Raw genomic sequence first — 12,765 nt, 5'->3', positions numbered from 1 at the left:
AGTTTTTCGCTGCTCCGTCACGGGTGGTGCGATGAACCACGCACTTCCGCTCGAAGCCTGGGGGCGCCGTCTGATGACGCGGGCGGAGGCGTGGGCGGATGGGTCCCGACCGCGTCGATACGGCTATGAGTTCTTGTGGTTCGGGCTGAAGCAGGGGTGGGCGTGTCTGTTCGGGGGGCTGATGCTGGCCCTGATCCTGGGGACGTTTCTGCTTTGGCCGGAGGGGGCGCCGGTGTCGCGTTACGATTTCCTGGCGGTCGGGGCGGTGGTGATCCAGGCGGCGATGCTGATCTTCCGGCTGGAGAGCTGGGAAGAGGCGCGGGTGATCTTCCTGTTCCATGTGGCGGGGACGATCATGGAGCTGTTCAAGACCGCGCACGGGTCGTGGGTTTATCCCGAGGATAGTCTGCTGCGGATCGGGGCGGTGCCGCTGTTCTCGGGCTTCATGTATGCGGCGGTCGGCAGCTACATCGCGCGGGTGCAGCGCATCTTTCATATCCGGGTGCGGACGTATCCGCCGCTGTGGACGGCCTGGGTGCTGGCGGCGGCGATCTACGTCAACTTCTTCGCTCATCACTGGCTTCCGGATTTTCGAAAAGTCCTATTTGTGGCGACGATCCTTTTGTTCTGCCGAGGTTGGTTCTTCTTCACCGCCGATCGGATGCGATTGAAGATGCCGCTGCTGCTGGGGTATTTCCTGGTGGCGCTGTTCATCTGGTTCGCCGAGAACCTGGGCACGCTGGGGCGGGCCTGGGTCTATCCGGGGCAGGCCGACGGGTGGGAAATGGTGTCCCTGGCCAAGCTGGGCAGCTGGTTCCTGCTGATGATCATCTCGGTGGTGCTGGTCTCGTTGGTGCACCGACCGGAAGAAGAACTCAGCGCCCCTGTAACGCCCCGCGCATGACGGCGGACTTGCGGCTCATGCGGGCCTTCACCAGTCGATAGACGACGCCGACGACCAGGATGGTGACGGCGAGGCCGCCGATCAGCAGGGTGGGGCCGTGGGCCTCGCTGAGGACTTCCATCTTCGCCAGACCTTGAGCGGCGAGATAGCCCGGCGCCAGCATGGCCAGCACCCAGACGATGCCGGATGTGACATTGCCGAACTGGAAGGCGCGCTGACGCATCCTGAGCATGCCCAGGGTCAGCGGCACGAAGGCGCGCAAGGGCCCGAAGAAGCGGCCCACGAAGATCGACATGACGCCGTAGCGACGGCAGTACAGGCGCGTCCAGGCGATGCGGCGGCGGTGCGCCTTGAACATCGGGCGCTGGAGGAAGCGCACGCCCAGCCGACGTCCGGCCCAATAGGAGATGGCGTCGCCGATCACCGCGCCGATGACGCAACCGACGATGACATTGACGGGGTCCAGCACGCCGGCCGCAATCAAACCGCCCGCCGCGACCAACAGGCCGGTGGCGGGCACGAAGGCGCCGACGACGGCCAGCGACTCGACGAACACGACCAGGCCCAACATGACGCCGGCCCACATATGGTTGCGGGCGATAAAATCGCCCACGGCTTGCAACAGGGAATCCATACGAAGGCCTTGGGGGAGGAAGGCGGGGTCGGTCGAGGTCAAACCGACGTAGGGCGACCTTATGTCACCCGCTTACGGCAGGCGTGTGACCTTGGCGGCCATATCGGGACGCGGGCGTTCCAGCGCGGGTTCGTTCAGCGTGCCGATGTGGATGAAGCCGGCGACGCTCTCGCCCTCGGTCAGGCCGAACAGGGCCGTGGCCTGCGGGTCATAGCTATACCAGTCGGTGATCCAACTCGACGAATAGCCGAAGCCGGAGGCGGCGTGTTCCAGGTTCATGCAGACGGCGCCGGCCGATAGCTGTTGCTCCCAGATCGGCTTGGACCCTTCGACCGGCGTCGAGACGACCAGGATGGTGACGGGCGCGGCGGTCAGTTTGGCCAGAACCGCCTGATCCTTGGCTGGGCCGTTCCTGAGTTCGACCAGCACGGCGAGGCGGGCGGCGATGTCGGCGCGCGATTGGGGGCCCAGGACCACGAACCGCCAAGGGAACAGCTTGCCGTGGTCGGGCGTGCGGGCGCCCAGCGTCAGGATCTCGTCCAGTTCGGCCTCGGACGGGCCGGGCGCGACCAGGGCCTGGGCAGGGGCGGAGCGCCGCTGGGCCAGGCGGTCCCGGAAATCTTTCGACGGAACGGGCGGGGGCAGGGGTTCGTTGAGCGCGACCATGCCGTCTAGCTAGGCTTTCATCCGCGTCTTCGCCATAGGTGGCCCATGCGCAAATCCGACGAACCGAAATGGGCCGAAGGGCTGTCGAAGCCGCCGGCCTGGCGCAGCGACAGAACCGAGACGGTGTTCGACAGCCCTTGGATGGCCCTGACCCGGCACCCGGCGACGGCGCCGACCGGGATGAAGGCCGACTATGCCGTCGTGCGGTTCAAGAACGTCGGGACCGGCGTCCTGCCCGTCCACGACGATGGGACGGTGACCCTGGTGGGACAGCAGCGGTTCGCCCACGCCAACTACAGCTGGGAAATGCCCGAAGGCGGTGCGCCGCTGGACGAGGATCCCTTCGACGGCATCCGGCGCGAACTGGCCGAAGAGGCGGGATTGCAGGCCGAACACTGGCTGCCGGCGCTGAAGGTCGAGATGTCGAACTCCATCACCGACGAGATCGGCATGACCTGGATCGCCTGGGGCCTGTCGCCCGCGCCGATCGATCCCGATCCCACCGAGATCATCGCCGTGGTGCGCGTGCCGTTCCTGGATTTGCTGGAAGAAATCGGGCGCGGGACGGTGCGCGACAGCCTGACGGTGGCGACGGCCTATAAAGCCTATCATATGGCGATGAACGGCGAACTGCCCGAGGCGCTGGCGCGCGCCTTGCTGGGGCGCGTATGATGTCGCCGAAGGAGCCGGTCATGGCCAAGCTGGAAGTCGTCGCGGAAACCGAAGTCGACAGCGTGTGGCGTCAGCTGCGCGCCTCGGCCGAGGCGGCGTCGCGCGAGGAGCCGCAACTGGGCTCGCAGATGAATGCGGTGATCCTGTCGCACGACGACCTGGCGGGCGCGCTGAGCTTCCAGATCGCGCGCAAGCTGGCGGACGGCGAGATGAGCGCCATGTCGGTGCGCGAGGTGTGTCTGTCGGCGTTCAAGGCCGATCCGTCGATGGTCGAGGCGGCGGAGGCGGATCTGCAGGCTGTGGCCGAACGCGACCCGGCGATCCGCAACCTGTTGCAGCCCTTCCTGTATTTCAAAGGCTTCCAGGCCCTACAGGGCTGGCGCGTGGCGCACTGGCTGTGGGGACAGGGGCGCGAGACGCTAGCCTTCCACTTCCAGAGCCGGATCTCAGAACTGTTCCAGCTGGACATCCATCCGGCCGCGCAGATGGGCAAGGGGCTGTTTCTGGATCACGGCACGGGCATCGTGATCGGCGAGACGGCGGTGGTCGGCGACGACGTGTCGATGCTGCACGGCGTGACCCTGGGTGGGACGGGCGCCGAACGCGGCGACCGCCACCCCAAGATCGGCAAGGGCGTCCTGTTGGGCGCCGGGGCAAAGGTGCTGGGCAATATCCACGTCGGCGACTACGCCAAGGTGGCGTCTGGCTCGGTGGTGCTGAAGGCCGTGCCGTCCGGCTGCACCGTGGCGGGGGTGCCGGCCCGGCTGGTCAACTGCCCGACCAACGCCGAACCGGCCCGCACCATGGATCACACCCTGGCCGATGTGGTGTACGACTTCGTCATCTGAGCCGATGCCTCACAACGCGATCCTGAGCGAGCCGCGGACGCTGCGCGGGGCGCCGGGATAGATCCACAAGGCGCTGTAGGAGCTGGCGGCGTAACGCTCGTCAAACAGATTATCGATCTCGACGCGAGCGGTGATCTGGGGCGTCAGTCCGTAGTCCAGCGCCGCCTTGGCCTTCCAATAGGCGGGCAGTTCGGGCGCGCCGAGCGCCAGGCCGCCGGCCCGGTCGCCGACGTAGGCCGCGCCGGTCATGAATGACCAGGTCGTGCCGTGGATGGTGGGGAAGCGACCGATCACGAACAGTGAGCCGGAATGTTCGGGCACGTTCAGCACGGCGTCGGTGGCGAAGGCGCTGTCGTCGGCCTGGGCGTCGGTCCAGCCGTAGTTGGCGACCACCTGCCAGACTTCGTCGATCTTCAAGGCACCGTCGAGCTCGATCCCGCGCGTCGTCAGCTTGCCCACCGGAGCCAGGAAGTTGGGATCGACGGGATCGGTCGTCAGAATGTTCGACTTCTCGATGTCGAAGACGGTGGCGGCGAGGTCCAGTCCGTCCCAGGCGCCGGCCAGGCCGATCTCATAGCCCTTGCCATCCTCGGGCGCGAAGCCGGAGCCGTCGCGGCCCGTGCCCGAGTTCAGCACGAACGACTGACCATAGCTGGCGTGGGCGGTCAGTTTGTCGGTCAGGCGATAGCGTGCGGCGAAGCGGTATTTCAGGGGCGTATCGCGGGCCTCGCCGACGGCGCCGGTGCGGTTGTTTCGGATGGTCTGATCGTAGTCGTCGAACCGCAGCCCGGCCAGCAGGCTGAGGCGGTCGTTCACCTCCCACAAATCCTGGGCGTATAAGGTGACGACGTCGCGCGTTTCCAGATTGTCGGTGAAGGGCAGGGGCGTCGGCGGCGTGACCGCGCCATAGACGGGATTGAGGACATTGATCGGATAGGGATTGGCCGCAGTCGGATTGATGCGCAGCCACTTCTCGCCATAGGTCAGCTGATAGGCCTTCACCCCGAAACCGAGGTTGTGAACGCCCAGCCCCGTCTCGACCACGCCGTTCAGCTCGAGCCGGGCCGACAGGTCCTCGACCGAGAAGTCGCGTCCGCGACGCTGACGCCACAGCTGGTCGCCGACCAGGCGCGACTGATCGCTGGACAGGCCCTTCAGCGAGCCGCCGCGCCAGGCGACGCCGCCGTTCAGGCTCCAGTCGTCATTGATCCGGTATTCGCCGGTGATCTGATGCCGTTCGTTGCGGAAGCGGGTCACGCCGTCGCCGGGCTCACCGTAGTAGTTCGAGGGTGGCAGGAACAGGGCGTCGCCGTTGATCGCCGGCATTCCCCGGTCGAACAGGGTCGTGAAGGTGGTGAACTCGCCCACATAGGTCAGGCGCAGATCGTCGGTGGGACGCCAGGTCAGGGACGGCGCCACCACGGTGCGGTCCAGGCCGACATAGTCGCGCCAACCGTTCGAGGTCTCGCCCGCCACCACAAGCCGTCCGGCCAGGGTGTTGTTGATCGGGCCGGTCAGGTCCAGTTCGCCGCGACGCAGACCAAACGATCCCACCGTGGCGGTAAAGGCGGCGGCGGGCGCAAAGCGCGGGGTCTTGGAGACGATATTGATGCGTCCGGCCGGGTCGATGTCGCCGAACAGCGCGCCGGACGGCCCCTTCAGCACCTCGATCCGCTCGGACGTCGCCGGATCGCGGGGCGGGGCCATGCCGCGATTGGCCAGGAAGCCGTCGACATAATATTCCGCGCCGCCGTCGGGCGTGCCCAGGAAGCCGCGGATGGCGAAGTTGTCCATGACGCCGCCGCGATTGTTCTGCTGGCTGACGCCGCTGACCAGTTCCAGCGCATCGGCAAGGCGCGTCGCGCCCACGGCCTTGATCAGATCGTTTTCGATGGCGCGGCTGGACGGCGACATGGCCTCGGTGATCGATCCTGCGCCCAGGGTCAGATCACGCGGCGCCGACCGGCGGCCCAGAACGACGATCTCCCCCACCGTTTCAGGCTCGACCGCCTCGATAGCGACGGGGGCGGGGGCGTTGGCTGCGACCAGCAGGCACGCGCTGGCGCAGCTCAGAAGGAGGGACAAGGCAGGCTCCGTTTGAAATGTTATACTGTATCGGCTATCCGCTTCCGCCTGATGATGTCAACCGCTGCAACGCTTGTTCCCGCTTCCGCTTCTTCGACTGCCGCGCCAAGCCGTGCGGTCGGTCGGATCCGATCCATCGACGCCCTGCGCGGGCTGGTCATCCTGCTGATGCTGGTCGATCACGCGCGGGAGTTCTTCTTCATCCACGCCCAGGTCTCGGACCCGATGAATGTGGAGACGACCTCGCCGGCGTTGTTCTTCACCCGGCTGTCGGCTCATCTGTGCGCGCCGGTGTTCGTGGCCCTGACGGGGCTGGGGGCGTGGCTGTACGGGATCAAGCAGGCGGGCGGGGCGAACGGGGCCGGCGCGGCATCGGCCTTCCTGCTGAAACGCGGTCTGTTTCTGGTCGTGCTGGAGCTGACGGTGGTCAACTTCGCCTGGACCTTCGCGATCACGCCCGAGTTGATCTATCTGCAGGTGATCTGGGCCATCGGCCTGTCGATGATCGCGCTGGCGGCCCTGGTGCATCTGCCGCGCGCGGTGCTGATCGGCGTGGGGTTGGTCATCGTGCTGGGCCACAATCTGCTGGACCCGATCAGCGTCGCGGCAGGGCAGCCAGGCCATGCGATCTGGGCTGCGCTGCATGATCGCGGTTTCATCGATTTGCCTTGGAGCGGTCAGGCGAGGACCTCCTATCCGCTGCTGCCGTGGATCGGCGTGGCGGCGCTGGGCTATGCCATAGGGCCGTGGTTCGTGGGCGAGCAGCGGGCGCGGCTGAGACGGTTGGTGGTGACGGGAGTGGCCGCGCTGGTTCTGTTCGTGGTGCTGCGGGCGATCAATGTCTATGGCGATGCGCCGTGGGCCGTGCAGGCGACGCCGATCCAGACGGTGATGAGCGTGCTCAACCTGACCAAATATCCGCCGTCGGCCGACTTTCTGCTGCTGACGCTGGGGATAGGCGCGCTGATCCTGGCGGGGCTGGAAAAGGCGCCGGATCGGTTGGTCGGCGTGCTGGCGGTCTTCGGCGGAGCGCCGCTGTTTTTCTATCTCATCCACCTCTACGGGCTTCACCTGCTGAACCTGGCGGCGCTGATGCTGTTCGGCGCCAATCAGGGCGAGGGCTTCGGCGTGCCCGGCGTCGGCTGGGTGTGGTTGCTGGCGGGCCTGGTCGCCGTGCCTTGCTGGTTCGCCTGCCGATGGTTTGGCGGGGTCAAGCGGCGCAGTTCGCAATGGTGGATGAAGTATCTCTGAAGCGGGAAAATGCGCGGCGCCGGTTTCCCTGAACCGCCGATGTCTCTAGGGTCCGCCGCCAACGTCCAGACCATGAGGCCCCCCGTGAAAGACACCGACCTGAAGCGCATCGAGGCCCACCTCAAGCGCACCTTCAACACCGGCGGCATCATCGTGAAGGCCCGCCCCAAGCAGAATGACTCGGCCGAGGTCTATGTCGGCGACGAGTTCATCGGCATCGTTTTCGAGGATGAGGACGAGGAAGGCTCGTTCATGTTCGAAATGGCGATCCTGGCCGAAGACCTTCCGGCCTAAAACGCCGACCGATCCAACCGCCCGGCGTGAATGCGCCGGGCGGTTTTCGTTTGGGCCGACCCGTTCAGCGATACGGGTCGGTCAGCGCGTGGGGGCGGCGCGTTCGAGGCCGTACAGCGCCTCGACGATGTCCTCGGCCTTCTGCTGGACTAGTTGCTGGGCGTCGTGGACGCCGCGATTGTAGAAGGCGCCGCCGATCTCCTTCCCGATGAAGTCCAGCAGCATCTCGGCCGGAAGCTGGCCCAATTCCTGGTCCAGTTCTCGGGCGAAGTAGTCGCGCAGTTTGGCGGTGATCGCCGCGCGGTCTTCCTTGGAGAATTCGATCGGTTTCATGCGACCTCGGCGAGAGCCTCTTCGGCGGCCACCCAGGCGGCTTCGGCGGCGGCGAGATCGGCCTCGGTCTTGGCGCGGGCGCGGGTCAGGCCTTCGAGGGCCTTGGGATTGCTGACCGAGGCGGTGGCCATGTCGTCGTCGATACGGGCGATCTCGGCCGTCAGGCGGGTCATCGTCTCCTCCGCCTTCTTGACCGCATGGCGCAGGGTCGAGGGCGAGGGGCCGGATCGCTTCTTGTTGCCCCTATCGTTCGCGCCGCGGGCGCTCTCTGCTTGAGGGGCGCCTGAGTTCGCCTTGGCCTCTTCCTTCTTGATCTGGCTGGGCTTGGCGATGGCCTGTTTGGCGCGGTCGAGGACGAACTTGGCGTAGTCGTCCATGTCGCCGTCAAAGGGTTTCACCGTGCCGTCGGCGGCCAGCCACAGGCGATCCGCCACCATTTCCATCAGCGAGCGGTCGTGGGTGATCAGGATGACGGCGCCGTTGTAGTCGTTCAGCGCATCCAGCAGGGCGCGACGGCTGTCGATGTCCAGGTGGTTGGTCGGTTCGTCGAGGATCAGAACGTGGGGCGCGTCCATCGCCACCATGTTCAGCAGCAGCCGCGCGCGCTCGCCGCCCGACAGGCTATCGACCGTGGTTTCCTGCTTCTCATAACCCAGGCCGAACTGGGCCAGTTTGGAGCGGCGGGCGCTTTCGGGCGCGTCGGGCATGGCGCGGCGGATGATCTCCAGCGGCGTGTCCGTCGGGTCCATCGCCTCGATCTGATGCTGGTGGAACCAGCCGACGCGCATCTTCCTGTCGCGGTGAAGCTCGCCCTCGGACACGTCCAGAGCGCCGGCGATCATCTTGGCGAAGGTCGACTTGCCCGCGCCGTTGACGCCCAGCAGGCCAATGCGGTCGTCCAGGTCCATGCGCAGGTTCAGATTGCGCAGGATCGGCTTGCCCGGCTCATAGCCGACATTGGCCCGCTCCAGCCGGATCAACGGCGGCGCCAGCGGACGCGGCGGCGAGGGCAGGGTGAAGGGGGCGACCCGCTCCTCGATCGTGGTGGCGACGGGCTGCATCTTCTCCAGCCGCTTCATGCGCGACTGGGCCTGGGCGGCCTTGGAGGCCTTGGCCTTGAACCGATCGACGAAGGCCTGAAGGTGGGCGCGTTCGGCGTCCTGCTTGGCCTTGGCAGACAGCTGGAGGCGCGCCTTCTCCGCGCGAGCCTTTTCGAAGGCGTCGTAGTTGCCGGTGTAGAGCGTCAGGGTGTGGTTCGCGAGGTGCAGGATATGGGTGCAGACCTCGTTCAACATCTCGCGGTCGTGGGAAATGATCAGGGCGGTGTGCGGGTATTTCTTCAGCCGCGCCTCCAGCCACAAGGCGCCTTCCAGGTCGAGGTAGTTGGTCGGTTCGTCCAGCAGCAGCATGTCCGGCTCGGCGAACAGGGCGGCGGCCAGGGCGACGCGCATCCGCCAACCGCCCGAGAACTCGGACATCGGTCGGGCCTGGTTTTCCTGGTCGAAGCCCAGACCGACCAGGATTTCGGCGGCGCGCGCGGGCGCGGCGTCGGCGTCGATCTCAATCAGGCGCGACCAGATCTCGCCCATCTCTTCCGGTTCTGCGGTCTCGAGTCGGCCCAGCAGGGTGTGGCGTTCGACGTCGGCCTCAAGGATGGTGTCGATGACGCTGACGGGGGTCGCCGGATGCTCCTGATCGACCGAGCCAATACGGGCGGTCTTGGGCAGGCTGATCTCGTCGCCGGCGGCGTGAAGCTCGCCCAGGATCAGCTTGAACAGGGTCGATTTGCCGATGCCGTTGCGGCCGACCAGACCGACCTTGGAGCCGGGCGGCAGGCTGACGGAGGCGTCCACGAGAAACTTGCGGCCCCAGGCGTTGAAGGTCAGGTCGGTGATCTGGAGCATTGCGGCGAAGGTTCTTCGATTGGTCGGCGTCCCTCAATCGGCAGGTCGCCATGCGGCGTGCGTCAGGGATGCAAAAAGGGACGGTTGGAAACGCGGGAGGTGGTCGCTATAAGCCCGCGACACTCAATCTCCCAACAAGAAGTCAATTCCCATGACCGAACGTACCTTCTCGATTATCAAGCCCGACGCCACGCGCCGCAACCTGACCGGCGCGATCAACGCCGTGATCGAAGGCGCCGGCCTGCGCATCGTGGCCCAGCGCCGCGTCAAGCTGACGACCGAGCAAGCCAAGAAATTTTACGAAGTGCACGCCGAGCGCCCGTTCTACGGCGAGCTGGTCGAGCAGATGACGGCCGAGCCGGTCGTCGTTCAGGTGTTGGAAGGCGACAACGCCGTCGCCGCCTATCGCGAAGTCATGGGCGCCACCAACCCGGAACAGGCCGCCGAAGGCACCATCCGCAAGCAGTTCGCCCTGTCGATCGGTGAAAACTCGGTCCACGGTTCGGACAGCCAGGACAACGCCAAGATCGAGATCGCGCAGTTCTTCACCGACGACCAGATCGTCGGCTAAGCGCTCAAGTCGCGAGGGACCGCGTCCCGAGCGTGCGCGAGAACAAGGCGCTCAAGTCGCGAGGGACCGCGTCCCGAGCGTAGCGCCGAAACAAAGCGATGCGAGAGCGAACTCTTTCGCATAGCGTGACTATATAGGCCCGCGCCCGGAACCGGACGCGGGCCTTGTCGTTTGTTGGTCATTATCTCGTTCGTCTCCCGGAGAAGACCCATGAAGACCATGATCAAACTGGCCCCCGTCATCGGCGTCGTGGCCCTGCTGGCCGCCTGCGGCCAGACAATGGAACAACGCGCCGCCACCGGCGCCCTGGGCGGCGCCGTCGCCGGTCAGGTCATCGGCGGCAACACGGGTTCGACCGTGGCCGGCGCCGCCATCGGCGCCGTCGCCGGCGCGGCGACCAAGCCCCGCTAAATCAGGCGCAGCCTGGGGCGAAAGCCCGGATGACAAAAAGGCCCGGAGCGTTCGCTCCGGGCCTTTTCTACGTTCGACGTCCGGCGCCCTTACCAGATGCGGGCGCGGGCCTCGGGCGCAATATATTCCTTCTGGTCCGGCGAGACGCCGAAGGCCGCATACCAGGCGTCGATATTGCGCGGCGAGGTCGCAGCGCGCACCGGGCCGGGCGAGTGCGGATCGGTGGTCAACTGCTCCTTCAGCGCCGCCTCGCGCGACTTCTCGCGCCAGACCTGCGCCCAGCCCAGGAAGACGCGCTGATCGCCCGTCAGCCCGTCGATGACCGGCGCAGGCTGGCCGTTCAGAGACTTGTGATAGGCGTCCAGGGCCAGCAGCAGGCCGCCCAGGTCGGCGATGTTCTCGCCCATCGTCAGGTCGCCGTTGACGTGCACGCCGGGGATCGGCTCCAGCTTGTCATAGATGTCGCCCAGCACCTTGGCGCGCGCCTCGAAGCGGGCGGCGTCTTCTGGCGTCCACCAGTCGCGCAGCACGCCGTCGCCGTCCGACTTGCGGCCCTGATCGTCGAAGCCGTGGGTGATTTCGTGGCCGATGACCGCGCCGATGCCGCCGTAGTTGACGGCCGGATCCGCGTTCGGATCGAAGAAGGGCGCCTGCAGGATGGCGGCCGGGAAGACGATCTCGTTGCGCGGCGGGTTGTAGTAGGCGTTCACCGTCTGGGGCGTCATGCCCCATTCCAGCGGATCGACCGGCTTTCCGATCTTGCCGCGCTTGTACGCCCATTCGAAGGCCGATGAGCGTTCGACGTTGCCGTACAGGTCGTCGGCCTTCAGCTCCAGGCCGTCATACGAGCGCCACTTGTCGGGATAGCCGATCTTCACCCCGAACTTGGACATCTTGTACAGGGCCTGCTCGCGCGTGGGCTCGCTCATCCAGTCCAGGGTCTTCAGCCGCTCCGTCATGGCGTCGCGGATGTTGCCGACCAGGGCTTCCATCTGGGCCTTGGACGAGGCGGGGAAGTGCAGGCGGACGTATTCCTGGGCCAGGACCTCGCCCAGCTGGCCGTCGACCAGGGCCACGCCCCGATTCCAGCGGGGACGGTTTTCGGGCTGACCGCGTAGGGTCTTACCGCGGAAGTCGAAGCGGGCGTCGACGAAGGCCTTGGACAGATAGGGGCTGGCCTGATCGACGACGTTGAACGCCTGCCAGGCCTTCAGCGTCTCGATGGGGGTGTCGGCGAACACCTGGGCGATGGCGGGGATGGCGGTGTTTTCCATCAGCACCAGGGTGTCGACGTCCGACACCTGGGCCCCCGCCAGGAAACCGGCCCAGTCGAAGCCGGGAGCTAGGGTCGCCAGGTCCGAGGCCTTGGCCGGGTTGTACAGCTTGTCGATCTGGCGACGCTCGACGGTCGTCCACTGCTTGTCGGCGACCTTGGTTTCGAAGGCGAGGATGTCGGCGGCGGTCTTGGCCGGATCGGCCCAGCCGATGGCGGTCAGGGTGGTTGTCAGATAGGCCAGATAGGCCTCGCGCTGGGCGGCGAAGTCGGGCTTCAGATAGTAGTCGCGGTCCGGCAGGCCCAGCGACCCCTGACCCAGATAGGCCGAGTTCAGATTGGGGTTCTTCAGATCCTCGAACACGTCGATGCCGAACAGGGAGCCGCCGAAGCCCGAATGGCTCTCGCCCATCAGGCGCGCCATGCCGGCGTGGTCGGTGACCGCATTGACGGCGGCGAGGTCGGCGGCCAGCGGCGTTGCGCCCAGCTGCTCGATCTTCGCCTCGTCCATGAAGCTGGCGTACAGGGCGCCGACCTTGCGGGCGTTTTCGTTGGCGGGATTGGCGGCGCTGGTCTCGATGATCGACTTCAGCTGGGACTGGGCGTTCTCATACAGGACGTCGAACGGGCCGAAGCGCGACTTGTCGGCCGGAATCTCGGTCGTGCGCAGATAGGTTCCGTTGGCATATTCGTTGAAGTCGTCGCCGGGCTTCACCGAGGTGTCGCGACCGGCCAGATCGAAGCCCCAAGCGCCGAAGGGGCTGTGGGCCGCACCGGCCATGCCGTGCGAATGCTGGGCCGAAGCGTCCTGGGCCGAGGCCGCGCCGCCGGTGAGAGCGACGACGATACAGGCCGAGCAGGCGGCCATCAGACGAATGCGAGTCATGGATAGAGAGGGTCCCGATTGAGGTCGGGCGCA

The 12,765-nt window shown here is 66.3% G+C and carries 13 protein-coding genes; 7 read left to right on the top strand and 6 right to left on the bottom strand.

Going from position 1 to position 12,765, the window contains the following annotated elements; translation table 11 throughout:
- The first annotated feature begins 31 nt into the window (after positions 1-31).
- Positions 32-904, top strand: a complete 873-nt coding sequence (locus ABIC32_RS00140; protein ID WP_502909298.1) for a DUF817 domain-containing protein — start codon at positions 32-34, stop codon at positions 902-904.
- Here ABIC32_RS00140 and ABIC32_RS00135 read toward each other — a convergent pair.
- Both ABIC32_RS00135 and ABIC32_RS00130 read right to left on the bottom strand, forming a co-directional pair.
- The gene (locus ABIC32_RS00135) at positions 876-1,538 is read right to left on the bottom strand and encodes a DedA family protein (protein WP_354071505.1); all 663 of its coding nucleotides are present in this window, start codon (positions 1,536-1,538) and stop codon (positions 876-878) included. The genes ABIC32_RS00140 and ABIC32_RS00135 overlap by 29 nt on opposite strands.
- Positions 1,539-1,610: 72 nt before the next feature.
- Positions 1,611-2,204, bottom strand: a complete 594-nt coding sequence (locus ABIC32_RS00130) for a nitroreductase family protein (RefSeq protein ID WP_354071503.1) — start codon at positions 2,202-2,204, stop codon at positions 1,611-1,613.
- A gap of 45 nt (positions 2,205-2,249) precedes the next feature.
- Here ABIC32_RS00130 and ABIC32_RS00125 point away from each other — a divergent pair, with 45 nt between their 5' ends.
- Both ABIC32_RS00125 and cysE read left to right on the top strand, forming a co-directional pair.
- A complete protein-coding gene (locus ABIC32_RS00125; protein WP_354071501.1) occupies positions 2,250-2,876 on the top strand; it encodes an NUDIX domain-containing protein in 627 nt (208 codons plus the stop codon).
- 20 nt (positions 2,877-2,896) lie between these two features.
- Positions 2,897-3,724, top strand: a complete 828-nt coding sequence (gene cysE / locus ABIC32_RS00120) for a serine O-acetyltransferase (protein WP_354071499.1) — start codon at positions 2,897-2,899, stop codon at positions 3,722-3,724.
- A 9-nt stretch (positions 3,725-3,733) separates the two neighbouring features.
- Here the strand turns inward: cysE and ABIC32_RS00115 are convergent, their stop codons facing one another.
- On the bottom strand, positions 3,734-5,809 hold the full coding sequence (locus ABIC32_RS00115) for a TonB-dependent siderophore receptor (RefSeq protein ID WP_354071497.1): 2,076 nt from the start codon (positions 5,807-5,809) through the stop codon (positions 3,734-3,736).
- Between the two features lie 51 nt (positions 5,810-5,860).
- Here ABIC32_RS00115 and ABIC32_RS00110 point away from each other — a divergent pair, with 51 nt between their 5' ends.
- Together ABIC32_RS00110 and ABIC32_RS00105 are read left to right on the top strand one after the other, a co-directional pair.
- On the top strand, positions 5,861-7,060 hold the full coding sequence (locus ABIC32_RS00110; protein ID WP_354071495.1) for an acetyltransferase domain-containing protein: 1,200 nt from the start codon (positions 5,861-5,863) through the stop codon (positions 7,058-7,060).
- An 84-nt stretch (positions 7,061-7,144) separates the two neighbouring features.
- Positions 7,145-7,354, top strand: a complete 210-nt coding sequence (locus ABIC32_RS00105) for a DUF3126 family protein (RefSeq protein ID WP_017504669.1) — start codon at positions 7,145-7,147, stop codon at positions 7,352-7,354.
- An 81-nt stretch (positions 7,355-7,435) separates the two neighbouring features.
- Here the strand turns inward: ABIC32_RS00105 and ABIC32_RS00100 are convergent, their stop codons facing one another.
- Together ABIC32_RS00100 and ABIC32_RS00095 are read right to left on the bottom strand one after the other, a co-directional pair.
- Positions 7,436-7,687, bottom strand: coding sequence for a DUF2164 domain-containing protein (locus tag ABIC32_RS00100; protein WP_307511762.1), 252 nt, complete (start codon positions 7,685-7,687; stop codon positions 7,436-7,438).
- On the bottom strand, positions 7,684-9,591 hold the full coding sequence (locus ABIC32_RS00095; protein ID WP_055754807.1) for an ABC-F family ATP-binding cassette domain-containing protein: 1,908 nt from the start codon (positions 9,589-9,591) through the stop codon (positions 7,684-7,686). The genes ABIC32_RS00100 and ABIC32_RS00095 overlap by 4 nt, the downstream gene beginning before the upstream one ends.
- Positions 9,592-9,742: 151 nt before the next feature.
- On the opposite strand from ABIC32_RS00095, the gene ndk reads away from it, so the two are divergent.
- Entirely contained in the window at positions 9,743-10,162 is a 420-nt protein-coding gene (ndk, locus tag ABIC32_RS00090) for a nucleoside-diphosphate kinase (protein WP_017504672.1), read from the top strand.
- Positions 10,163-10,372: 210 nt separating this feature from the next.
- Positions 10,373-10,573, top strand: a complete 201-nt coding sequence (locus tag ABIC32_RS00085; protein ID WP_017504673.1) for a YMGG-like glycine zipper-containing protein — start codon at positions 10,373-10,375, stop codon at positions 10,571-10,573.
- An 89-nt stretch (positions 10,574-10,662) separates the two neighbouring features.
- Here the strand turns inward: ABIC32_RS00085 and ABIC32_RS00080 are convergent, their stop codons facing one another.
- The gene (locus ABIC32_RS00080) at positions 10,663-12,732 is read right to left on the bottom strand and encodes a M13 family metallopeptidase (RefSeq protein WP_199060895.1); all 2,070 of its coding nucleotides are present in this window, start codon (positions 12,730-12,732) and stop codon (positions 10,663-10,665) included.
- Between the last annotated feature and the right edge of the window lie 33 nt (positions 12,733-12,765).

Origin of the sequence: Brevundimonas sp. 1080 (assembly GCF_040545985.1) — a bacterium.
Lineage (GTDB): Bacteria > Pseudomonadota > Alphaproteobacteria > Caulobacterales > Caulobacteraceae > Brevundimonas.
The sequence above is the reverse complement of the archived record's forward strand: the minus strand, read 5'-3'. Positions and strand labels throughout refer to the sequence as shown.

Coding starts and splice junctions, on each gene's coding strand:
- ABIC32_RS00140 (WP_502909298.1), top strand. CDS start 32: ATGAACCACGCACTTCCGCTCGAAGCCTGGGGGCGCCGTCTGATGACG.
- ABIC32_RS00135 (WP_354071505.1), bottom strand. CDS start 1,538: ATGGATTCCCTGTTGCAAGCCGTGGGCGATTTTATCGCCCGCAACCAT.
- ABIC32_RS00130 (WP_354071503.1), bottom strand. CDS start 2,204: ATGGTCGCGCTCAACGAACCCCTGCCCCCGCCCGTTCCGTCGAAAGAT.
- ABIC32_RS00125 (WP_354071501.1), top strand. CDS start 2,250: ATGCGCAAATCCGACGAACCGAAATGGGCCGAAGGGCTGTCGAAGCCG.
- cysE (WP_354071499.1), top strand. CDS start 2,897: ATGGCCAAGCTGGAAGTCGTCGCGGAAACCGAAGTCGACAGCGTGTGG.
- ABIC32_RS00110 (WP_354071495.1), top strand. CDS start 5,861: ATGATGTCAACCGCTGCAACGCTTGTTCCCGCTTCCGCTTCTTCGACT.
- ABIC32_RS00100 (WP_307511762.1), bottom strand. CDS start 7,687: ATGAAACCGATCGAATTCTCCAAGGAAGACCGCGCGGCGATCACCGCC.
- ABIC32_RS00095 (WP_055754807.1), bottom strand. CDS start 9,591: ATGCTCCAGATCACCGACCTGACCTTCAACGCCTGGGGCCGCAAGTTT.
- ndk (WP_017504672.1), top strand. CDS start 9,743: ATGACCGAACGTACCTTCTCGATTATCAAGCCCGACGCCACGCGCCGC.
- ABIC32_RS00085 (WP_017504673.1), top strand. CDS start 10,373: ATGAAGACCATGATCAAACTGGCCCCCGTCATCGGCGTCGTGGCCCTG.
- ABIC32_RS00080 (WP_199060895.1), bottom strand. CDS start 12,732: ATGACTCGCATTCGTCTGATGGCCGCCTGCTCGGCCTGTATCGTCGTC.